The organism is Hydrogenivirga sp. (assembly GCF_056450045.1).
Genome location: NZ_JBWONM010000208.1, coordinates 1 through 19,660, shown reverse-complemented (window position 1 = coordinate 19,660; position 19,660 = coordinate 1). Strand labels below are relative to the sequence as shown.

Genomic DNA, 19,660 nt, shown 5'->3' with positions numbered 1-19,660 from the left:
CTCTCTTTAGCTCCCATATACCGAGCCTGTGGGCTATGGGTGCATACACCTCAAGGGTTTCCTCAGCTATCCTGAGCCTCTTGTCCCTTCTCAGGTAATTTAGAGTCCTCATGTTGTGTAGGCGGTCGGCGAGCTTGACTATCACGACCCTTATATCCTTTGCGGTTGCGAGTATGAGCTTCCTGAAGTTTTCAGCCTGGGCTTCCTTCAGATTCCTGAACTTTATCTTCCCTATCTTGGTAACACCCTCAACTATCTGGGCTACGTCCTCGCCAAAGAGCTCCCCTATCTCCTCGTAGCTTGCCTCTGTATCCTCAAGGACATCGTGAAGAAGACCGGCAACCACGGTTGTTGAGTCCATGTTCAGGTCCGCAAGTATCTTTGCAACGTTGACTGGATGAACTACGTAGGGCTCTCCAGACTTCCTAAACTGGTCTTTGTGCCTCTCGTTTATGTATTCGTAAGCCTTCCTTATGCGCTCACTATCCTCCGGATACTTTTCCTGCAATGCATCAACAATTTCATCAAGCCTGATCTCTTTAACTGCCATTAGAATAAATATAAGCGCTTTTGAGGGGAGGTAAGATGTTATTGGACAAGTTTTTCGGCTTTCTATCCAACAACATAGGGATTGACCTGGGTACGGCAAACACAGCTGTCTTCATGCAGGGCAGGGGGATAGTTATGTACGAGCCCTCCATAGTGGCGATTGATGTTAAAACGAGAAAGGTCTTGGCTGTCGGAAAGGAAGCCAAGGAGATGGTGGGTAAGACCCCCGAGAACATTCAGGCGATAAGACCTCTTAGGGACGGCGTTATTACCGACTTTGAGATAACCCAGGTTATGCTCTCCTACTTTATAAAGAGGGCTCTTGGAAGTACCCTCTTCAAGCCAAAACCCAGGGTTGTGATAGGTGTGCCAACTGGAATAACACCCGTTGAGAAGAGGGCTGTTATAGACGCTGCAAAGAGCGCTGGAGCGCGGGAGGTGTTCCTCGTTGCCGAACCAATGGCAGCTGCAATAGGCGCCGATCTTCCGGTTGATGAGCCTCTGGGAAATATGGTCGTTGATATAGGAGGAGGAACCACCGAGATAGCTGTCATATCCTTGGCGGGTATAGTCGTATCTAACTCCCTCAGGATAGCGGGTGATGAGATGAACGAGGCTATAATCCAGTACATCAAGAGGCAGTTCCATATACTCATAGGTGAGCAGACCGCCGAGAGGATAAAGATAGAGCTCGGGAGCGCTGTCATGGAGGATGAGGAGAGGAGTATGGAGATCAGGGGAAGGGACATGACCGGACTTCCGAGAACGATAAAGATAACCAATCACCACATAACGGAGGCGCTTGAGGATACGGTGAACTCAATAATAAACGCCATAAGGGTTACCCTTGAGAGGACTCCGCCAGAGCTCGCAGCTGACATAGCGGACAGGGGGATAGTCTTGGCTGGTGGAGGCTCCCTCCTTCACAATCTTGACAAGAGGATACAGCTTGAGACGGGCATAAAGGCTCACTACTGCGATGAACCACTGATAGCTGTTGCGAGGGGAGTGGGGAAGATACTTGATAACCTTGAGCTTATAAGAAGAATTTCTATGGAATGACTGGAAAGAGATTTCACCTGCTTTCTTGGCTTGCGGTCCTCCTCGGGACGGTTCTCTTCTTTTCGGAAGTGTCAAGGCTATCCTACGTGAGGGCTGTTGTCAAGGGTGTAAATACGATCGTATCGCCTGTTATAAAGTTTAAGGAGCACACAACCGCTGAGCTCAGAGAGGAGCTGAGAGCCTACCTGTACTTTGTTGATACCGAGAAGGAGAACGTAAGGCTCAGGAGGAAGCTCAGCTCTCTTCTCCTGACGGAAAAGGAGCTAAACGCCTGCATGTCTGAGCTTGAAGCCTTGAGCAGGAAGCTGAAGGTGCCTCCGAGGTTTAGAAAGCTTCGCTACAGCGTAGCCAGGATAATCTACTACGACCCCTCTGGCTTTGACCTGTTCGTCATAGTTGAGGGAGGTAAGGACAGAGGCTATAGAGAAGGGGACCTCGTGGTTACGGAGGATCACGTTGTAGGCGTGGTTGAAGGAGTTCTCGGCTCTACGAGCAGGGTTGTAACTCCCTTTAACGAGAAGTTCTCTGCCTCAGCGGTCGCCGGCAAGAAGCTCAAGAGGTACATATACAGGGGAGGATACCCCTTAGGGAGCCTACTTCACGTTAACGTTGAGGATGAGATATCCGTGGGGGATGAAGTCTATATGGTGGATGGAAAGGGGAGGATACCTCCCTTCCTGATAGGGAAGGTAGAGAAGATAAGCAGGGGGAAGGACCCATTCTTCAAGGAGGTCAAAGTTAAACCCTCCGTTGACCCCCGGACTGAGGAGTATGTGTTCGTTATAAGGAGGGGACGTTGAGGTACACGCTGGTCTTCCTCTTATCGCTTTTGCTTGAAGTTGCTCTCTTGCAGACCCTCTTCAGACCAGGCTTCATAGCACCAGACCTCCTCCTCATAGTTCTCTTGGCGAGGGCATATCTCCTCGGCAGGGATGCCCTCCTGTGGGCTATCGCCGGGGGGACCTTCCTTGACCTTATGACCGATACGGTTGGGCTTCACCTTACCACCGAGGTTCTCTCCGTTTACCTCTTCCTACTGCTCCAGGAAAGGCTGCTGTTCAGGACAGCCCTGACCTATATCCTCCCCTCCTCCCTCCTGCTACTGCTAAAGAAGAGCCTCGCCTATTTTATGATGAGGGCTAAGTTCTCCTTTGAGCTTTCCTTGGGCACCTTCCTCTTCTCCTGGGCTTTAGAGGTAGCCCTGCTTCTCCTGCTCTACTTCCTGTACATTAGAAAGAAGGAATGAACAGGCGGGGCTTTATCCTCCTTTTTAGCCTTCTCGTTGGGGTCTTCCTGCTCATACTGAGCAGGCTCTTTCAGGTGCAGGTGCTCAGGGGAAAGAGGTATAGGGAGCTTTCTAAGAGGAACTACCTGAGGGTGAGGGTCCTTTACCCGCCGAGGGGTGATATATACGACAGGAACGGCAACAAGCTAGCCTACGATGAACCGAGGTACGTTCTCAGCCTTGACTACAGGAGGCTCAGCAAGGAAGACCTCAAGAAGTTAGAGAGTTCCCTGAGGGAGGTCTTCGGCATTGAGCTGAGAAAGGTTATAGAGAAGAGGGGAGAGGGGATAGAACCCATAAGGATAAAGGAGAACCTCACACAGGAAGAGCTTGAAAGCTTCTACTCCAACTCCTACCGCCTGCCGGGGGTTTTTGTTGAGGTGGTTCCCGGCAGGGTCTATCCAAACGGCAAGAGGCTCTGCCACGTAATAGGCTACGTTGGATACCCAACCCAGAGAGAGCTGAGGAAGTTTGGTAGCAGGGTTGCCTCAGAGAGCTACGTGGGAAAGGCAGGTATAGAGAGGAGCATGGATGAGGTCCTGCTGGGAGAGCTTGGAAGGGAGGAGGTTATGATAAACGCCCTCGGCAAGGTAGTTAAAACGCTCCACAGGAAGGAGCCGGTAAAAGGGAAGAGCCTCGTCCTCACCATAGATATGAGGATTCAGCGTATCGTTGAAGACATCTTCAACGAATCAGGTCAGGTTGCGGGTGCTGTTGTTCTTATGAACGCCAAGACTGGGGAGGTTTTAGCCCTCGCGAGCTTTCCCGGATACGACCCAAACAGGGTCTACAGTGAGTGGAATAAAATAAGCAAGAATAAGCTCAAGCCCATGTTCAACAGGGCAACGAGCGGAAGGTACCCACCAGCCTCGGTCTTGAAAGTTCCTATATCCTATGCCTTCATGGAGACAAAGACCGCCTCACCTTGGGAGAAGGTCCTCTGCACTGGGAGCTTTTACCTCGGGAACAGGAGGTTCTACTGCTGGAACATATACGGGCATGGTCCGGTGGATCTGGTGAAGGCTCTTCAGGAGAGCTGTGACGTTTACTTTTATACCTACGGCTACGAGCTCGGTCCTTCCTTGATACTGCGGTATGTGAGGAAGTTCGGCTACGGCGAGGGCATACCCTTAGAGATACCCGTAAAGAGAGGCTTCCTGCCCAGCCCTGAATGGAAGAGGAGGAGGTTCGGTGAGCCCTGGTACGACGGCGATACGGTAAACCTGAGCATCGGTCAGGGGTACATGCTCTCCACCCTGATGGAGCAAACCCTCATGATGATGGGCATAGTTAACAACGGAGTCATATACAGACCAACTTTAGTCAGGGAGATAAAGGACCCTTCGGGTAAAACGGTATGGAAGAACAGGAGGAAGGTGTGGAAGGTTATAAAGGGAAGGCAGGAGTACTTTGCGATAATCAGGAGAGGTCTGAGGGAGGCTGTAAAGAGGGGAACAGGGGCACGGGCTTTCTCAAGGATAGTTGATATAGCCGGCAAGACGGGTACCGCCCAGGTTGCCTACATAAAGAGGGGAAAGAAGAAGGAGAGGAAACTACCCTGGAAGCTCAGAGACCATGCCTGGTTTGTAGGTTTTGCCCCCTATAGGGACCCGCTCTTCGTTATAGGAGTCCTCGTTGAACACGGAGAATCGGGGGGTAAGGTGGCCGCACCGATAGCCAGGAAGATCATGGAGAGGATATACATTGAAGGACTCAACCGGGAGATTTAAGCTCTGTAGCTTACTACTTTTTGGAAAAGGGTTCCTGTTAATCTTTCCAGCTTCTCTCTTATAGGGAAGTTGGCTATCAAAAGCTCTTCTCCCTTTCTAACGGTCTTTTTACCGTAATTCGTCATACCATAGCTGAGTTTCCACTCCACAATATAAAAACCTTCATATAGTTGTTTTATATAATCGGAATTATCGTATGTTATCAGAACCCTATGCTTGCAACGTTTAACAGCCTCAAATAGCCTAACGTGGTCAAACTCTAAATGTAGATCCCCCTTCTTACCATATAACCTTGACTTTTTAGCAGAGTAATAAGGAGGATCTAAAAATATGAGTACATCTTCCCCTTTCATATCTATTAGTTCTTGATAATCTCCATAGAAAAGTTCCACTTTTTTAATCACCTCGTGGGCTTTCTCTAACCTATCTATGGAGCTCCAAGTAAACCTTTTCCTAAATGCTTGCTCTGAATAACCTCCACAATCAACAGTTCCGGAAAAGGTAATCCTATTCAAGACAAAAAAATCTACGGCTCTTTGGAAATCGTCTAGATTATCTTCTCTTCTGGAGATTATATCTTCGAACAGCTTGCGACCATCTTTATAGGTTGCTTTTATGTTTTTAATTTCTTTTATAAGCCCGTCTTTATTATATTTTAGCTCTTTCCAAAAGCAGTAAAGGTCATAGTTTATGTCTCCTGCTCTAAATATAGCCTCAGGCTTTTTTTGAGCCCAGTAAAAGGTTATAGAAGCACCTCCCATCATAGGTTCCCTCAACTCCTTAAAATCTGGTGGGAAAAACTTAACTATAAAGCTTAAGGCTTTAGATTTACCTCCAGGATACCGCAGGGGACTCTTTATCATAAGACGCCCTCCAACCATATGTCAAACTTGTTTTCTTTTGCTTCTTTAGTTAACTGCTTTAAAAATTTCCCTGCCCTTTTGCTTAGCTTTGGCAAAAGGCTGTTTATATTTGTTGCCTTTTTAGGTAGCCTATTGGAAGTCAGCTTAAGTATTGGTTTAAAGTTTACTTGTCTTCCATTTAAATAAAGGCTGCTTATGTTTGTAAGGAGTATCATCTTAATAAGTCCATCCTTTATATCTCCCTGCTTTGGAACTACAGATTTATTTGAATGCTTGCTCTCGATTAGGTATACAAGGTCTTTATCCATTTTAATCTCGTCTATTGTAAGAAAGTATAATCCACCCAAATAGTTTTTTATAGTTATGCTTGCTTTTGCACCTGGGGTTACCTGTTCTTTAGGCTGTACTGTTTTCCTTTCTCTTTTCTGGGCATCCTTAGCTTTATCCCGTGAAAAGTTTATAAACTCTCGGATACCTTCTTCTATCTTTGCCTTGAACTTCAGAAGTCCTGCCTCTGAGTGTAGCTCAACGCCTGTCTGAATCTCTATTTTTTTGTAGCATTCTATAACTTTATCTATGAGCTGTGAAAGGTTCTCTTTAGATAATTCCTTTATGTTCCAATGGAGTGCAGAAGCTTGATAGCTTCTAAGCTCTTCTAATTTTCTCCGAACATAGTCAGTATCAAATTTTTGGGCTTCTATCTTTTTATCACTCTTCTTGCGGGCTTCGCAGTAGTAAGCAGGTACCACATACACGTTCAAAAGACTCATCAGTGATACCGTATCCCACTGTAGGTAGTCCCTATCTCCCCCTATGCCTTCATCTTTTACCAGAGGTATAACAGCAACAGATTTTGTTGTTCCCTTAAAAAGTATATCGTAAACCCTTGCATAAGGGTAACTTCTTGACCTTTTGGGAGAACGCCACCAGCACAGAGCAAAGGATATGTTTTTATCTCTAACTATACACGCTGGAGGAAGAGAGTTAACATCAATATCCGAAAAGTTAGAGAAGGCAAACTCTTTAAGGGGGGTTTCTATTACCTTCTTATACTGAAGGTTCTCTATTACTCCAAACAGTTCCATCGGAAATAGTATTGTACAGCTCAAGTTTCATCCGAAAATATAACCCCTGGGATATCGGTCTTTATTATTCCTCTCTCCCTTCCAAGTCTCAGAAGGAGTCTGACAGCCTCCCTTCCATCGGGTCCGTAGTCAACCGTTCTGTGGTTTACGTACATCCCCACGAATCTGTCCGTTCTCTCCCTATCCTCCTGGAGGTCTCTGGCGTAGTCTATGGCGTAGGACAGAGCCCTATCCCTCTCCCTCAGGGAGTACTCAATGCTCTTCCTCATCAACCTCTCTATCTTCTTTATGGTTTCCTTCCCAAGGTCTTTCCTGACTATGTTACAGCCGAGGGGTAAGGGAAGGTCGTACTTCTCCTTCCACCACTCTCCCAGGTCCACTATCTTTACAAGCCCGTGGTCTGGGTAGGTGAGCTGTCCCTCATGTATTACCAAGCCTGCGTCAACCTTACCGCTCTCAACCTCTCCGATTATCTGGTCAAAAGGGACTACCACCTCTTGAAAATCGGGCTCGTAGAGTTTGAGGGTAAGGAAGGCAGTGGTCAGTGTGCCCGGAACGGCTATCTTTCTACCCTTCAAACTACCCAAGGGTTCCCTTGCTACCACAACAGGTCCGTAGCCCTCACCGACGCTCCCACCGCTGGGAAGGACGAGATACTTGTCCGCAACGTAGGGGTATGCATGAAAGGAGATGGCTGAGACCTCGTAGGTCCCTTTCAGAGCCTCTCTGTTGAGGGTCTCTATGTCCGCAAGAACGTGCTCAATCTCAAAACCTTCCGTATCTATCTCGCCCCTGACGAGGGGATAGAACATGAAGGCATCGTCTGAATCCGGGCTGTGGGCTATCCTTATCTTCATAGGAAGGATTATTTTAACAGCAGGAAGAGTATAAGGGAAGTTATAACGCCAGCGACAACATCGTCAAGCATGACACCCCAAGCACCGGGTATCCTCTCAAAGAGGTTCACTGGAAAGGGCTTGTATATATCAATTACCCTGAAGAGGAGAAAGGCTAAGAGGTATGTCTTCAGGCTCGGCTCCACAAAGAGGAAGCAGGCAACGTAACCGGCGACCTCATCTATCACCACCTCTTCTGGATCGCTGTCTCCTGTTATCTTTATCACCTCGTTAGAGGTTATTAAACCCACGAGAAATATGAGTACTGTAGCTGTGAGAGTTGTCCATGGGTTGAAAGAGACGAGGTAAACGATAGGTACTCCCCAAAGGGTGCCGACGGTTCCAGGAGCGGGTAACCTACCTACGTAGAAGCCTGTTGCTATAAACTCGTGAAGCATCAGAGCACTTATAATAACTCAGCGATGGAGGAGAAGGAAAGGTTAAAGAGGATTGAGGAGAGCCTGGGAGACCTGAGAAGGGATGTTGAAAGCGTCAGGTCGGAGATAAGAGCGTCCCAAAAGCCCGACAGGTTCGGCTTTGATGATTTCATTCAGGAGTGCATAGGGGCGCTGATAGTAGCCTTCCCGATATCAATGACGGAGGAGATATGGGAGGTTTCAAGCAAGCTCTCGCTCTGGAGGGTTCTCCTGATTATGCTCGGTGCCCTCGGAATTGTTTACTTCTTCATAAAACACTCGCGACTCCAGAGGTGGGAGGTTCAGGATGTGGCAGGCTTTTTGCCTCTTAGGTTGATAACGAGCTTTCTGATAGCCCTGACGGTTTCCAGCGCTACGCTCTATATACTCGGTGTGTATCCCAACTTCCTTGACAACTGGGAGTGGTTCCTTAAGACCTCTGTTCTCGTTACGGTCTTCTCAATAGTGGGAAGTCTCGGTGTTGATATGATCAGATAGCCTTTGCGAGCTTCTTCCTGTACCTCTCAAACTCTTCGGGGAACTTCTCCATAGCCTGCTTTATGAGTCTGCCCGCTACCGCTCCGAGACCGCAAATTGAGGTTGGCTGTATGTACCTGTTTATGAAGACAAAGCCTTCCCAGTCCTTTTCGGTAGCCTCCTGTCTGTATATCCTCTCCAAGAGAACTGCCTGTTCATGACAGCCGACCCTGCAGGGCGTACACTGACCGCAGGTCTCGTGTTCGTAAAACTTCGCCACCTGAAGGCAGGCTTCAACTATGTCATCATCCTCTGTCAGGACCATCACCGTCCCGGTACCACCGAAGCCAAAGGGCGAGTAGTCCATGGGCATATCAAGCTCCTCTCCCGAGAAGCAGTCCAGAGCTCCCGAAAAGACCGCCTTAACCTTCCTGTTTCCAATCGTTCCACCGCCGTACTTGAATATGACCTCTCTGAGGGTCGTGTTCATGGGAAGCTCATAGACGCCGGGTTTCTTAACCTTCCCGCTGACGGGAAAGAGCTTGGGACCGGCGTAATCGCTGGGACCTATGTACCTGTACTCCTCCCATCCCATGCTTATTATGAAAGGTATGTTACATATGGTCTCCACGTTGTTGACCACCGTAGGTCTTCCAAAGAGACCTACCTGAACGGGATAGGGGGGTTTTAGCCTTGGGTGTCCCCTCTTACCTTCCAAGGACTCTATTAGGGCTGTCTCCTCACCGCATATGTAAGCACCCGCACCCCTCGCCACGTATATCTCAAGGTCAAAGCCAGAGCCGAGGATGTTCTTTCCCAAGAATCCTTTCTCCTTAGCCTCTTCTATCGCATCCAGCAGGATATAGTAAGCCGCTGGATACTCACCCCTTATGTATATGAAAGCCTGATTGGCACCTATGGCGTAAGAGGAGATGATAATCCCCTCCAACAGCAGGTGGGGGTCCCTCTCCATGAGTATCCTGTCCTTGAAGGTTCCGGGTTCGGACTCATCGGCGTTGCAGATGAAGTACCTTGGAGCCGGGTTCTGGACCGCAAACTTCCACTTGGTTCCCGTTGGAAATCCTGCTCCTCCCCTTCCCCTCAGGGTGCTCTTCTCAACCCAGTCTATTATCTCTTCGGGGGGCATGTTAAGAGCCTTCTCAAGAGCCTGATAACCTCCGTCTCTGAGGTACTCCTCAATGGAGTGAACCCTGGGCTTCTTAGCCCTCTTGAGGAGCATATTCAAGGTAGTCTCTGCGTATATCTCAGGTATAGCGGGATAGGACCTCATTTAGCTTCTCCTCTCCTTCAAATTTGTAGGTGTCCTCATCAACCATGAATATGGGAGCCTCCGAGCAGGCTCCAAGGCACTGAACCGGGACTATCTTAAAGCGTCCATCGGGGGTAACCTCACCCGGCTTTATCTTAAGCAGCTTCTCAAGGGCGCTCAGGAGCTCCCTCTTTCCCATGAAGTGGCACACAACGCTCACACACACCCTTATCCTGTGCTTGGCTGGAGTCTCCCTGTCAAACATATCGTAGAAGGCGACCACCTGTTCAACGTGGTTTAGGGGGAGTCCAAGGAGCTCCGCTAAAGGTCTAAGGCTCTCCTGAGGTATGTAGCCATAGTGGTCCTGTATCGCATGGAGGCAAAGGAGTATAGACTGCTCTTTCCGTGGGAAGTAGTTTATGTGTCTGTTGAGCTTCTCCATCAGTTCCTGCTCAAACATGGTTATAGATTTTAACTTCACCTGTCCAAAATGCAAAGCTCAAAATCATAGAAGTTCCTGTTCCTCTTTATGTCCCTGAGGAACTTAAAGAACCTTGACTCCGAACCCTTGTACAGCCTCCACCTCCTGATAGGCTCACACTCCATAAGACCCTCCTTTACAAGCACAACAGCTGGGGGCTTTATCTGGGAGGGGTGCCTGTTTCTGAGAACGACCCTGTCGGCATAGAAGGGAAGGCTGTAATGGAAGGCGCCGACCTCGTAGGTTGGGAGCTCCTCCCTTGGGTCAAGCTCCTTTATAGTCTTTCCTATATCCCTGTAGGGTCTGTACTCCTCAACTCTTGGGAGTAAAGCACCCGAGAGGTACAGAAGCAGTCCAAAGCCGGCGAAGGCTGGGGCGAGGGGAAAATCCCTCTTTAAAAGAGGAAGGATGGCTATGAGTGTGGAGAGCGTCAGGAATATAGGGTTGAAGCCGAGCAGAAATGCTCCCACCCATACACCAGCCATCATGAGGAGCGAAAGGAAGATAGATGAGGGGATCAGTGCTCTCTTCCACTCTCCCGAGCTCAGGAAGGAACCCGTTATCACCGCCATAGCTGGGAAAGCCGGCATTATGTAAACGGGTATCTTCATCTTAACGAGTGAGAAAGTTACAAAGACCGTAAAGAACCACACGATGGGGAAGAGGAGCTCTCGCCTGCTCCTCTTCAGCGCCCACAGGAGGGACAAGTAGAAGATAAAGGAGAAGGGAAGAAAAGAAACGTTTATATCAAGGACATAAAAGTAAAAGGGGTCCTTCTGAAGGGCGTAAATCCTCCTAAGGTTCTCCTTTAGGAAGACCTCAAGGAAGGCTTCCCTGTTGACAACGTACTGGTATAGGAACCACCAGCCTCCAGCGAGAGCCACGTAAAGAGTTCCCAGATAGTACTTGGGGGAGAGGAGCTCCCTTCTGTCTGTCAGGAGGAGGTAGATGAATATCACTCCGGCGGGCATCAGGAAGCCGACCGGTCCCTTTGTGAGAACAGCCAGCGCCGAGGAGCTGAGGGCGAGGAAGAAGAGGGGGCGGCTTCCCTTTTGGTAGCTTAAGAACCACAGATATAGGCTCAGGCTCGTGAAGAAACAGAGAAGGACCTCTGGGGATGTGTAGCGGGAGTTGGCTATGAACTGGAAAGAGAGTGTCAGGGCTAAGAAGGAGTAAAGGGCTGCCCTCTCACCGGATAGTTTCTTTGCGAGGAAGTAGGTTACTACTCCAGTGCCAAGACCGAGGAGAGCCTGAAAGAACCGAAGGGCAAACTCGTTTAAACCGAATAGGTAGAAGCTCAGGGCTGTTAGCCAGTAAGTCAGGGGCGGTTTGTTTAGCCTTATCTCCCCATTGAACACCGGAGTAAGAAAGTCCCCCGTCTTGAGCATGTTCTTTGAGGCGTCTGCATAGAAAGCCTCGTTGGGCTGCCAGACCTGATTCAATCCCAGATTGTAGAAGTAAAGGAAGAGAATTCCAGCCAAGATAAGATATCTGCCCATCGTCCAGGTGCTAAAATAGTATAGCGAGAGGAGATGAACAACTCATCCCGAAAGATTGAGGTAAGGAACTTCAACTTCTACTACGGGCAGAACCACGCCCTCAAGGACATAAACCTGGATGTATATGAGAACAGGGTAACAGCGATAATAGGACCCTCCGGGTGTGGCAAGACCACCCTTCTGAGGAGCTTCAACAGGATGCACGACCTCTACCCCGGGAACAGGTACGAGGGCGAGGTGATACTCTACCCCGAGGGCATAAACATAGTCGGCAGGGACGTGGACCCAATACTCATCAGGATGAGGATAGGCATGGTCTTCCAAAAGCCCAATCCCTTCCCCAAATCAATCTACGAGAACGTTGCCTACGGTCTCAAGCTGAAGGGCATAAAGAAGAAGAGCATACTTGATGAGAAGGTTGAGGAAGCTCTTAGAGCTGCAGCCCTTTGGGACGAGGTCAGGGACAGGCTCAACGAAAACGCCTACTCCCTCTCCGGCGGTCAGCAACAGAGGCTATGTATAGCCAGGGCTATAGCTCCCGAGCCGGAGGTTCTCCTCTTTGACGAACCCACCTCAGCCCTTGACCCCATATCCACATCAAAGATAGAGGAGCTCGTCGTTGAGCTGAAGAAGAGGCTCACGATAGTGATAGTTACCCACAACATGCAGCAGGCGGCGAGGATATCCGACTATACAGCCTTCCTCTTCATGGGCGAGCTTGTTGAGTTCGGACCTACCGAGAAGATATTCACGAAGCCCGACAATAAGCTGACCGAGGACTACATAACCGGCAGGTTCGGTTAAAGGGCTCTCTGTCTCTCCTCTTCCTCGGTCCTGTGCACCCTAACTACAACCCACCACATACCGTGGGGTATGAGTATGTAAGCCAAGGTGGCAAAGGTGAGAAGACCCTTCCAGAAGGTGCTGAATATAGGACTATCAATCATTACATAGGCACAGTAGAGCATGATGCCCATGAATACAAAGGAGCCGAGCTTGAACCTCTCATCCTCCCTCATCCTGCCGTAGGTGTAGGTTAGGGCGTAAAGCCCGGCACAGAGTATATAAAAGAAGCCGGCGGCGAGAACCGCCACCACTTCGTAAGGACTCATCATGCGGGTTTCACCTCCACAGCAGTAGCCTTCTTACCTATGGTAAGGATATCGTAAACGAGCACAAAGTAAGAGAGGAAGAATATCACACCAAAGCCGAGCCTCCACAGGAAAGGTATGCTTACCCAGGGGTGCATCTGGGCTGTTATGTAGTCCTGCCAGGTAGCTCCTCCAACAGCTCTCTCAAAGAATGTCTGAGCAAAGCCCGCAACGAGGAGTGCGCCCACCATACCGACCATTGAGACTATCATCCCTATGTAGGCTATCTTCCAGGCTTTGCTGTCAAGTATGGGACCCTCTGGAGCCCTCACATGCTGGAGAATTATGTAGAGAAGGGCTACGTTAGTTGCGACGTAGGCTCCAAAGAAAGCGAGGTGTCCGTGGGAAGCAGCCATCTGGGTTCCGTGGGAGTAGAGATTTATCTGGGGCAGGGTGTGCATAAAGCCCCAAACACCCGCACCGAAGAAGTTTCCAAAAGCCTGAAGGAATATCCAGAAAAGGGCCGGTCTGTTCACCGTCTGGAGCTTGTGAACACCCGCATCGTAGACAGCGTGGACTATCATCGCAACGAGAGGTATGGGCTCAAGAGATGAGAAGAACCCGCCTATACCGAGCCAGTACTCGGGAGTCCCTATCCAGTAGTAGTGATGTCCGAGACCGAGTATCCCCGTTCCGAAAACGAGGAGGACCTCAAGGTAAAGCCATCCCTCTATTATCCTCCTTGGCGTTCCCAGAACGGTCATCAGGGCATAGCCCATAAGGACACCGACGAGGACCTCCCAGGTAGCCTCAACCCAGAGGTGAACGACCCACCACCACCAGTACTGGTCATGGGTTATGTTGGGGGTGAAGAACATGCCAGCTATGTAAAGCCCAGCGAGGGCGAGCATATCTATCATCAGGACACCGAGGAGTCCAGTTATCCTCCCCGCCTTTAGCACGGTTGCAACAACGTTGAAGTAGATCATCAGCATCACCGCAACTATTCCCAGGTCTGCCCAGCGAGGAGCCTCAATGTACTCCCTTCCCTCGGTTATGAACCAGAGGGTGAAGAAGTCTCCCTTGCCTATCTGTTTGAATATGTAAACTAAAACCACAACTCCAACCGCTGCTGTAAGCAGGAACCAGGCGAGCTTCCCTATCTTTGCTCCTACCACGTCCCTGCCTGTTTCGGAAGGAAGGAGCCAGTATATACCTCCTATGAAGCCCATTATCAGCCAGACGACCATCGCGTTTATGTGGAGCATACGTGTTATTGAGAAGGGCATGATTTCATAGAGAAACTCGGGATGAATGTACTGGTAGGCTGCTATCAGCCCGAACAGGAGCTGGGCACCGAAGAGCACGATGGCCACCGTAAAGTACAGGATGGCTATCTTCTGACTCTCGTAGAGCTTGCTCATATCTAAACCTCCCTTTTAATCAAGCTTAACGAGCTTAGAGTGGCCGAAGTGGTCGGGGAAGCCGTTTGTGTCTATGGCAGACATCCACTTCAGGTAGGCAACCACAGCCTTAGCCTCATCCTCGCTGATGTGAAGGTTTGGCATCCTTCTCGTCCAGGTGGCGTACTTGTCAGGATGCATGAGAAACTTGACCATAGCCTCCTCCTTGGTCTTGGAGCCGGTCATGGGTATCATTATCTTCTCCCACTTGGGGTCAAGCCAAGCCTTTGTAAGGTCAGGTGCGTAGTAGGCTCCGTTTCCCAAAAGGGTATGGCAGTCCATGCAGTTCCTGCTCTGGATTACGAGCTTTCCCTTTACAAGGAGCTTTTTCGCTTCCTCCTCGCTGTAAACCTTCCCGAAGAGGGGCTCATCACCGAGGATAACTGGGACGAAGTGTCCACGCTCAGCGTCCATCTCGTAGCCTATCTTCTTGTTTATCACCGTGGGGTCTGGAACCCTTGAGGTGCCTATTGAGGTCTTGCTCAGGGTGTCAAAGGTCAGTATCCATAGGAATATGAACATCACTATGGAGCCCACTATGGCGAAGCGCTTCCAGAAGACCGGTTCAAGCCAGCTCCTTCCCCTTGTGAGGATCGTACCTCCGACCAAGATGAGGAATAACGCCGCTACAACGACTTCAAGCCATCCGAAGCTCATGGCCATCCCTCCTTTCCTAAAAAAGTAATCACTTACTCGCCAATGTCAAGGAGAATTTTAGGGGTAAAATAGGAGCATGCCCCTTGTTTCCGGCAAGCTCCTGCTTGAGAAGGCTAACGAGATGGGCTTTGCTGTGGGAGCCTTCAACTTCAACGATATGGAGTTCCTCAGGGCTATCCTTGATGCGGCTGAGGAAGAAGAGGCTCCAGTTATAGTCCAGACAACGGAGAGCGCAATAAAATACGCTGGAATTGATTACCTTGCTGGAATGGTCCACGCGATAAAGGACAGCTACAGAGTACCCTTTGCCCTTCATCTTGACCACGGGAGAAAGGTCTCCACCGTCCTTGAAGCGGTCAGGCACGGTTACACCTCGGTGATGATAGACCTCTCCGACAGACCTTACGAGGAGAACCTAAGCACGACCCGAAGGGTCGTATCTATATGCGCACCTCTGAACATCGCCGTTGAGGCTGAGCTGGGAAGACTCGTGGGTGTTGAGGACAACGTTGAGAGTGAAGAGGAGCTCCTCGTTGACCCCCAGCAGGCTAAGGAGTTCGCCCTCAGGACTGGCATAGACTCCCTCGCCCCGGCAATCGGGACTGCCCACGGAGCTTTCAAGTTCAGGGGAGAGGCTAAGCTGGACTACGATAGGCTCAGGAAGGTGAAGGAGCTGACCAACATGCCCCTTGTTCTCCATGGAGCCTCCGGCGTTTATTACGAGTATGTTGCGGAGATAAACCGCTACGGCGGTGAGGTTGTTGGTGCTAAAGGAGTCCCCGATGAGGAGCTCAGAAGGGCTATTGAGCTTGGCATAAACAAGGTGAATACGGATACAGACCTCAGGCTTGCCTTCGTTGCCACCCTGAGGAGGCTCATCTCGGAGGAGAGAAAGAACATAGACCCCAGGAAGTTCTTAAAGCCTGCTATGGAGGAGGTCAAGGAGGTGGTCAAGAGGAGGATAAGGCTCTACGGAAGCTCTGGCATGGCTTCACTTTTCTGACTGGACCCTCTTCTGGAGCTCCTTTACCCTCTTGAAGACATCGTGCCATATGTCGCTGTATCTGTAGTAAAGCCAGAGGGCAACCGCTTCCTTGTCCTCTTCGTCCATACCCTGACCTATCGGAGGCATAGTTCCAAAGAAGGCGTAGGCTGCAGGCTGGCATACTCCCTTCTTCTTTGAAGGGTGGGTTATGTAGTCTTTAACGAACTCAACGAACTCAAGCTCGTTGGGGTAGAACTCCTTTATCCTTGCTGATACAAGGTTCATGGGTGGAGCGTCTATGTTCTCAGGTCTTCGTCCGCTAAGGACATTGAGCCTTGCCTTCAAAAACTCCCACAGCGTAGCCTTTTCTGTGTGGCAGATTGAACAGTTCTCCTGATACACCCTGTAGCCCCTCTTCAGGACCTCCGGGTCAGCGTTTCCAGAGCCTGCAAGAAGAAAAGCCGGAATGAGAAGAATCAAAAGGAGCCTCATGACTCATCCCCCGATAAGAGATTTAGAATATTCATATAAACTAATCTATGGTAAATTGAGGAGTAAATCAAGTAATCCTCTCAAAGCTCCATGTCAAGCTCGTTGAAGAGGCTGTAAACGTTCCTGAGATGAAACTCCTCGTACATAGGAAGACCTTTGTAGGGTGTGTCCTTTAGCTTTTCCCTTATCTCGTCTATAAATAGCCCCTCGTCCTTTAGCTCCCTGACCTTCTTCCTTAAAAAGCTTATGTACTCCCTCGTCCACTTTATAGCCTCCCTCCCCATAGGCTCTCCGTGACCAGCAAGTATCCTGCCGAATCTCATCTTCTCAAGCCTTTCCAAGACCTCAAGCCAGCCCTTTGTAGAGACGTTCCTGTCCCCAAGGAAGGGTATCCTCCTGTAAGCCACGAGGTCTCCCACAAAGAGGGTGTCCCCGAACCTGATGACGAGGTCCGTGTTTGTGTGGGCTGGGGTCATAGGTATTATCTCAAAGGTGTTCCCGCCTATCCTGAGCTTCACCCTGCTGTCAACAACAACATCGGGTGGAAGGAGCTTGACCCCATCAAAGACGCCAAAAACCTTCCTCGCACCTTCAAGAACCATGTCCGCACTTCCGTCCTCGTAGAACTCCTTCAGGTTCCTGTGGGCTATGAACTTAGCTCCCTCCTCCTTATAGGGTGCTATGCCAAACCAGTGGTCCATGTGGTAGTGGGTGACTATAACGTAGAGTATTGGAGAATCCTTTACCTTCTTTAGCTCTGAAATGAACTCCCTCGCAAGCTCGGGAGTTGAGAGCGTATCTATAACGACCCAGCCTTCCTTCGTCAGTACGCCGTAGGCGTTTGATATAAAACCTCTGTTTTCCTTTGAGGGCAGTCCATACCCGCCTTTAGCCATGTATATGTTCTCTGATACCTTCTTCAGCTCCATAGGAAAGGCAAATGAGAGAAAGAAAAAAATCATGACTACAAGCTTTCCCATCTTATCTACCCTCCATCGCATAATATAATTAACTTAAACACCTCAAGGGGGTAAGAGATGGACTTCTTAGGAAGAGAGGAAGCACCCTTAACGGCGGAAGAGTGGAACCAGATAGACGAGGCTGTAATAAAAGTCGCCAAGGACACCCTCGTCTGCAGGAGGTTCGTTCCCGTTATGGGACCTATAGGTCCCGGGCATCAGATGGTCTCCTACGACGTTATATACGGTATGGAGCCCGGAGTCTGCGAGATAAAGCCGGGGCAGGAGTATGAAAGCTGTGAGCCCGTGAGAACGGGTGTGAGGAAGCACATACCCATACCAACCATCTATAAGGACTTCGTCATATCCTGGAGGGACTTGGAGTACTACAGACAGTTCAACATGCCTATAGACACCTCAAATGCTGTCGCTGCAGCCGTTGCAACCGCAGTCGCAGAGGACACGCTCATACTCTTAGGGAACAAGAACCTGGGTCTTGAGGGACTTATGACCGCAGAGGGTATAAACACCATGTCAATGAGCGACTGGTCTCAGGTGGGAAACGCCTTCACCGATGTCATAGAGGGAATATCCAAGCTCGTCCAGCAAGGCTTTTACGGGAACTACTACCTTATCGTGAACCCAAAGCTCTACTTCCTCCTCAACAGGATGCACGACAACACAGGTCTCTTGGAGATTGAGCAGATAAAGAAGGTGGTTACCGATGTCTTCCAGACACCCATAATGCCTGAGAACAGAGCCCTCCTTGTCTCTGCCGGACCTCAGAACTTTGACCTCGTCATAGCTCAGGACGTATCCGTTGCCTACGTGGAATCCACAAACATGAACCACGTCTTCAGGGTGCTTGAGATGATAGCCCTGAGGATAAAGAGACCAGGCTCAATCCTCGTCATAGGCAAGGGAAAGTAAAGAGATAGATGTGGGTTCTTGGACAGCACGATGAGCCTTACCGAAAATCAAGGAACTCTATCCTCAACTTTGTGGGCAACACACCCCTCCTGAGGCTCAATAAGGTTCTCCCCAAGGACCTTTCCCCTGAGGTTGAGATATACGCAAAGCTTGAGGGATTTAACCCCGGAGGCTCGGTCAAGGACAGACCCGCCCTGTCCATGTTCCTCAGCGCCCTTGAGGAGGGGAGGATAGAGAAGGGGAAAGTTGTGATTGACGCTACCTCAGGAAATACGGGTATCGCCCTCGCCATGGTGGGAGCAGCCCTCGGTATTCCTGTTGAGCTTGCCATGCCCGCAAACGTGAGCGAGGAGAGGAAGAAGATAATAAAGGCGTACGGAGCCAAGGTCTATCTCACAGACCCCCTTGAGGGAACCGATGGGGCTATCCTCTTCGTGAGGGAGCTCGTTGAGAAGGAGCCCGATAGATACGTTTACCTTGACCAGTACAACAACCCAGCCAACTGGAAGGCTCACTTCTACTCAACCGGCATAGAGATATGGAACCAGACGGAGGGGAGGATAACCCACTTCGTTGCCGGAATTGGAACGGGCGGAACTGTTATGGGAACGGGAAGGAGGCTAAAGGTTTACAACCAAGACATTCAGGTGATAGGAGTTCAGCCAGCCTACCCCTTCCACGGAATAGAGGGGCTAAAACATATAGAGAGCTCAATAAAGCCGGGTATCTTTGACGAGAACTTCCTTGACAGGACGATATTCGTTGAAACAGAGGACGCCTACGAGTGGGCGAGGAGGCTTGCAAGAGAGGAGGCTGTTTTCGTTGGACAGTCTTCGGGAGCAGCCCTCTGGGCATGCATTAAGCTGGCAAGGGAGCTAACCGAGAGGGGTGAGAAGGCTGTAATAGTTACGGTATTCCCCGATGGAGGGGAGAAGTACCTTACCACAGCCCTCTTTGAGTAAAGGAGCTATCTTTAAGAGGGAGGTTTGGCGATGGAGAGATTGAATCCTTCGGATATAGACAGGAGGCTGTCAGAGCTGAAGGGCTGGTCCCTTGAAGGAGACTCCATAGTCAGGGAGTTTCAGACGAAGAATTGGAAGACCACTATCTTTGTGGTCAATGCGATAGCTTCCTTGGCGGAAGCCCACTGGCACCATCCGGACCTTGAGGTGGGCTTTAAGAGAGTGAAGGTAAAGCTCACCACCCATGAAGCCGGCGGTCTCACCGAGAGAGACTTCAAGCTTGCAGGGGAGATAGAGGACATCGTAGCCCGCATCCTTGAGCACTAAAGCTATAATTTTCCCATGAGCCTGCTTATCATAGAGAGGGGGTGTCCCAACTGTGGGGGAGCTATAAGCGATGAAAGGCTCTCTAAAGGACTCCCCTGTTCAAAGTGCCTTCCTGAGCCAGAGGGAGAGGTCTGCAACAGACTCAGGGAGCTTGGAAGACTCAGAGAGCTTGAACCCTACT

The 19,660-nt window shown here is 49.9% G+C and carries 24 protein-coding genes; 11 read left to right on the top strand and 13 right to left on the bottom strand.

Translation table 11 applies throughout. The annotated features are described in order from the left end of the window. Positions 1 to 550 (bottom strand): HD domain-containing protein (locus AC1HCM_RS08595; RefSeq protein ID WP_479461359.1); only part of this gene is annotated, 550 nt, incomplete at its 3' end. Between the two features lie 35 nt (positions 551 to 585). Between AC1HCM_RS08595 and AC1HCM_RS08590 the strand changes: the two genes are divergently transcribed. The 4 genes from AC1HCM_RS08590 to mrdA are packed head-to-tail and all read left to right on the top strand — an operon-like array spanning position 586 to position 4,626. Beyond that, positions 586 to 1,611 (top strand): rod shape-determining protein, encoded by a 1,026-nt coding sequence (locus tag AC1HCM_RS08590; protein ID WP_479461358.1) that lies wholly within the window; start codon positions 586 to 588, stop codon positions 1,609 to 1,611. Beyond that, positions 1,608 to 2,411 carry a rod shape-determining protein MreC gene (locus AC1HCM_RS08585; protein ID WP_479461357.1) on the top strand — a complete coding sequence of 268 codons (804 nt, stop codon included), beginning with the start codon at positions 1,608 to 1,610 and terminating at the stop codon, positions 2,409 to 2,411. The genes AC1HCM_RS08590 and AC1HCM_RS08585 overlap by 4 nt, the downstream gene beginning before the upstream one ends. Continuing rightward, positions 2,408 to 2,857, top strand: coding sequence for a rod shape-determining protein MreD (mreD, locus tag AC1HCM_RS08580; protein ID WP_479461356.1), 450 nt, complete (start codon positions 2,408 to 2,410; stop codon positions 2,855 to 2,857). The genes AC1HCM_RS08585 and mreD overlap by 4 nt, the downstream gene beginning before the upstream one ends. Further along, a complete protein-coding gene (gene mrdA, locus AC1HCM_RS08575) occupies positions 2,854 to 4,626 on the top strand; it encodes a penicillin-binding protein 2 (protein ID WP_479461355.1) in 1,773 nt (590 codons plus the stop codon). The genes mreD and mrdA overlap by 4 nt, the downstream gene beginning before the upstream one ends. Here the strand turns inward: mrdA and AC1HCM_RS08570 are convergent. From AC1HCM_RS08570 to AC1HCM_RS08555, 4 genes are read right to left on the bottom strand one after another with little or no spacing between them, the layout of a single operon-like run. Continuing rightward, a complete protein-coding gene (locus AC1HCM_RS08570) occupies positions 4,623 to 5,489 on the bottom strand; it encodes a DNA adenine methylase (protein WP_479461354.1) in 867 nt (288 codons plus the stop codon). The genes mrdA and AC1HCM_RS08570 overlap by 4 nt on opposite strands. Further along, entirely contained in the window at positions 5,486 to 6,574 is a 1,089-nt protein-coding gene (locus tag AC1HCM_RS08565) for a hypothetical protein (RefSeq protein ID WP_479461353.1), read from the bottom strand. The genes AC1HCM_RS08570 and AC1HCM_RS08565 overlap by 4 nt, the downstream gene beginning before the upstream one ends. 20 nt (positions 6,575 to 6,594) lie before the next feature. Beyond that, on the bottom strand, positions 6,595 to 7,431 hold the full coding sequence (locus tag AC1HCM_RS08560) for an MqnA/MqnD/SBP family protein (protein WP_479461352.1): 837 nt from the start codon (positions 7,429 to 7,431) through the stop codon (positions 6,595 to 6,597). 8 nt (positions 7,432 to 7,439) lie between these two features. Beyond that, on the bottom strand, positions 7,440 to 7,868 hold the full coding sequence (locus AC1HCM_RS08555) for a phosphatidylglycerophosphatase A family protein (protein ID WP_479461351.1): 429 nt from the start codon (positions 7,866 to 7,868) through the stop codon (positions 7,440 to 7,442). Positions 7,869 to 7,892: 24 nt separating this feature from the next. Between AC1HCM_RS08555 and AC1HCM_RS08550 the strand changes: the two genes are divergently transcribed. Further along, positions 7,893 to 8,384 carry a DUF2391 family protein gene (locus tag AC1HCM_RS08550; protein ID WP_479461350.1) on the top strand — a complete coding sequence of 164 codons (492 nt, stop codon included), beginning with the start codon at positions 7,893 to 7,895 and terminating at the stop codon, positions 8,382 to 8,384. Here the strand turns inward: AC1HCM_RS08550 and AC1HCM_RS08545 are convergent. Genes AC1HCM_RS08545 through AC1HCM_RS08535 form a run of 3 tightly spaced genes read right to left on the bottom strand, consistent with a single transcriptional unit; the run spans position 8,377 to position 11,613 of the window. Next, positions 8,377 to 9,654: a complex I 51 kDa subunit family protein gene (locus tag AC1HCM_RS08545; RefSeq protein WP_479461349.1), complete on the bottom strand. Its 1,278-nt coding sequence runs from the start codon at positions 9,652 to 9,654 to the stop codon at positions 8,377 to 8,379. The genes AC1HCM_RS08550 and AC1HCM_RS08545 overlap by 8 nt on opposite strands. Continuing rightward, on the bottom strand, positions 9,629 to 10,093 hold the full coding sequence (gene nuoE / locus AC1HCM_RS08540; protein ID WP_479461348.1) for an NADH-quinone oxidoreductase subunit NuoE: 465 nt from the start codon (positions 10,091 to 10,093) through the stop codon (positions 9,629 to 9,631). The genes AC1HCM_RS08545 and nuoE overlap by 26 nt, the downstream gene beginning before the upstream one ends. A 17-nt stretch (positions 10,094 to 10,110) precedes the next feature. Continuing rightward, entirely contained in the window at positions 10,111 to 11,613 is a 1,503-nt protein-coding gene (locus AC1HCM_RS08535; protein WP_479461347.1) for an ArnT family glycosyltransferase, read from the bottom strand. A 33-nt stretch (positions 11,614 to 11,646) separates the two neighbouring features. Between AC1HCM_RS08535 and pstB the strand changes: the two genes are divergently transcribed. Beyond that, positions 11,647 to 12,417, top strand: coding sequence for a phosphate ABC transporter ATP-binding protein PstB (gene pstB, locus AC1HCM_RS08530; protein ID WP_479461346.1), 771 nt, complete (start codon positions 11,647 to 11,649; stop codon positions 12,415 to 12,417). Here pstB and AC1HCM_RS08525 read toward each other — a convergent pair. The 3 genes from AC1HCM_RS08525 to AC1HCM_RS08515 are packed head-to-tail and all read right to left on the bottom strand — an operon-like array spanning position 12,414 to position 14,824. Continuing rightward, positions 12,414 to 12,725: a hypothetical protein gene (locus AC1HCM_RS08525; RefSeq protein ID WP_479461345.1), complete on the bottom strand. Its 312-nt coding sequence runs from the start codon at positions 12,723 to 12,725 to the stop codon at positions 12,414 to 12,416. The genes pstB and AC1HCM_RS08525 overlap by 4 nt on opposite strands. Continuing rightward, positions 12,725 to 14,128, bottom strand: a complete 1,404-nt coding sequence (locus AC1HCM_RS08520; protein ID WP_479461344.1) for a cbb3-type cytochrome c oxidase subunit I — start codon at positions 14,126 to 14,128, stop codon at positions 12,725 to 12,727. The genes AC1HCM_RS08525 and AC1HCM_RS08520 overlap by 1 nt, the downstream gene beginning before the upstream one ends. 15 nt (positions 14,129 to 14,143) lie before the next feature. Further along, on the bottom strand, positions 14,144 to 14,824 hold the full coding sequence (locus tag AC1HCM_RS08515; protein ID WP_479461343.1) for a c-type cytochrome: 681 nt from the start codon (positions 14,822 to 14,824) through the stop codon (positions 14,144 to 14,146). Between the two features lie 76 nt (positions 14,825 to 14,900). On the opposite strand from AC1HCM_RS08515, the gene fba reads away from it, so the two are divergent. Continuing rightward, positions 14,901 to 15,827 (top strand): class II fructose-1,6-bisphosphate aldolase, encoded by a 927-nt coding sequence (gene fba / locus AC1HCM_RS08510; protein ID WP_479461342.1) that lies wholly within the window; start codon positions 14,901 to 14,903, stop codon positions 15,825 to 15,827. On the opposite strand, the gene AC1HCM_RS08505 is transcribed toward fba, so the two are convergent. Together AC1HCM_RS08505 and AC1HCM_RS08500 are read right to left on the bottom strand one after the other, a co-directional pair. Beyond that, positions 15,816 to 16,289 carry a c-type cytochrome gene (locus AC1HCM_RS08505; RefSeq protein ID WP_479461341.1) on the bottom strand — a complete coding sequence of 158 codons (474 nt, stop codon included), beginning with the start codon at positions 16,287 to 16,289 and terminating at the stop codon, positions 15,816 to 15,818. The genes fba and AC1HCM_RS08505 overlap by 12 nt on opposite strands. 92 nt (positions 16,290 to 16,381) lie before the next feature. Next, positions 16,382 to 17,281: an MBL fold metallo-hydrolase gene (locus tag AC1HCM_RS08500; RefSeq protein ID WP_479461340.1), complete on the bottom strand. Its 900-nt coding sequence runs from the start codon at positions 17,279 to 17,281 to the stop codon at positions 16,382 to 16,384. 57 nt (positions 17,282 to 17,338) lie between these two features. Between AC1HCM_RS08500 and AC1HCM_RS08495 the strand changes: the two genes are divergently transcribed. The 4 genes from AC1HCM_RS08495 to AC1HCM_RS08480 all read left to right on the top strand — a co-directional run. Further along, on the top strand, positions 17,339 to 18,190 hold the full coding sequence (locus AC1HCM_RS08495; protein ID WP_479461339.1) for a family 1 encapsulin nanocompartment shell protein: 852 nt from the start codon (positions 17,339 to 17,341) through the stop codon (positions 18,188 to 18,190). 8 nt (positions 18,191 to 18,198) lie between these two features. Beyond that, positions 18,199 to 19,152 carry a cysteine synthase B gene (cysM, locus tag AC1HCM_RS08490; protein ID WP_479461338.1) on the top strand — a complete coding sequence of 318 codons (954 nt, stop codon included), beginning with the start codon at positions 18,199 to 18,201 and terminating at the stop codon, positions 19,150 to 19,152. A gap of 30 nt (positions 19,153 to 19,182) precedes the next feature. Next, a complete protein-coding gene (locus tag AC1HCM_RS08485) occupies positions 19,183 to 19,479 on the top strand; it encodes a 4a-hydroxytetrahydrobiopterin dehydratase (protein ID WP_479461337.1) in 297 nt (98 codons plus the stop codon). A 15-nt stretch (positions 19,480 to 19,494) separates the two neighbouring features. After that, positions 19,495 to 19,660 (top strand): hypothetical protein (locus AC1HCM_RS08480; protein WP_479461360.1); only part of this gene is annotated, 166 nt, incomplete at its 3' end.

Coding starts and splice junctions, on each gene's coding strand:
- AC1HCM_RS08590 (WP_479461358.1), top strand. CDS start 586: ATGTTATTGGACAAGTTTTTCGGCTTTCTATCCAACAACATAGGGATT.
- AC1HCM_RS08585 (WP_479461357.1), top strand. CDS start 1,608: ATGACTGGAAAGAGATTTCACCTGCTTTCTTGGCTTGCGGTCCTCCTC.
- mrdA (WP_479461355.1), top strand. CDS start 2,854: ATGAACAGGCGGGGCTTTATCCTCCTTTTTAGCCTTCTCGTTGGGGTC.
- AC1HCM_RS08570 (WP_479461354.1), bottom strand. CDS start 5,489: ATGATAAAGAGTCCCCTGCGGTATCCTGGAGGTAAATCTAAAGCCTTA.
- AC1HCM_RS08565 (WP_479461353.1), bottom strand. CDS start 6,574: ATGGAACTGTTTGGAGTAATAGAGAACCTTCAGTATAAGAAGGTAATA.
- AC1HCM_RS08560 (WP_479461352.1), bottom strand. CDS start 7,431: ATGAAGATAAGGATAGCCCACAGCCCGGATTCAGACGATGCCTTCATG.
- AC1HCM_RS08555 (WP_479461351.1), bottom strand. CDS start 7,868: ATGCTTCACGAGTTTATAGCAACAGGCTTCTACGTAGGTAGGTTACCC.
- AC1HCM_RS08550 (WP_479461350.1), top strand. CDS start 7,893: ATGGAGGAGAAGGAAAGGTTAAAGAGGATTGAGGAGAGCCTGGGAGAC.
- AC1HCM_RS08545 (WP_479461349.1), bottom strand. CDS start 9,654: ATGAGGTCCTATCCCGCTATACCTGAGATATACGCAGAGACTACCTTG.
- nuoE (WP_479461348.1), bottom strand. CDS start 10,093: ATGTTTGAGCAGGAACTGATGGAGAAGCTCAACAGACACATAAACTAC.
- AC1HCM_RS08535 (WP_479461347.1), bottom strand. CDS start 11,613: ATGGGCAGATATCTTATCTTGGCTGGAATTCTCTTCCTTTACTTCTAC.
- pstB (WP_479461346.1), top strand. CDS start 11,647: ATGAACAACTCATCCCGAAAGATTGAGGTAAGGAACTTCAACTTCTAC.
- AC1HCM_RS08525 (WP_479461345.1), bottom strand. CDS start 12,725: ATGAGTCCTTACGAAGTGGTGGCGGTTCTCGCCGCCGGCTTCTTTTAT.
- AC1HCM_RS08520 (WP_479461344.1), bottom strand. CDS start 14,128: ATGAGCAAGCTCTACGAGAGTCAGAAGATAGCCATCCTGTACTTTACG.
- AC1HCM_RS08515 (WP_479461343.1), bottom strand. CDS start 14,824: ATGAGCTTCGGATGGCTTGAAGTCGTTGTAGCGGCGTTATTCCTCATC.
- fba (WP_479461342.1), top strand. CDS start 14,901: ATGCCCCTTGTTTCCGGCAAGCTCCTGCTTGAGAAGGCTAACGAGATG.
- AC1HCM_RS08500 (WP_479461340.1), bottom strand. CDS start 17,281: ATGGGAAAGCTTGTAGTCATGATTTTTTTCTTTCTCTCATTTGCCTTT.
- AC1HCM_RS08495 (WP_479461339.1), top strand. CDS start 17,339: ATGGACTTCTTAGGAAGAGAGGAAGCACCCTTAACGGCGGAAGAGTGG.
- cysM (WP_479461338.1), top strand. CDS start 18,199: ATGTGGGTTCTTGGACAGCACGATGAGCCTTACCGAAAATCAAGGAAC.
- AC1HCM_RS08485 (WP_479461337.1), top strand. CDS start 19,183: ATGGAGAGATTGAATCCTTCGGATATAGACAGGAGGCTGTCAGAGCTG.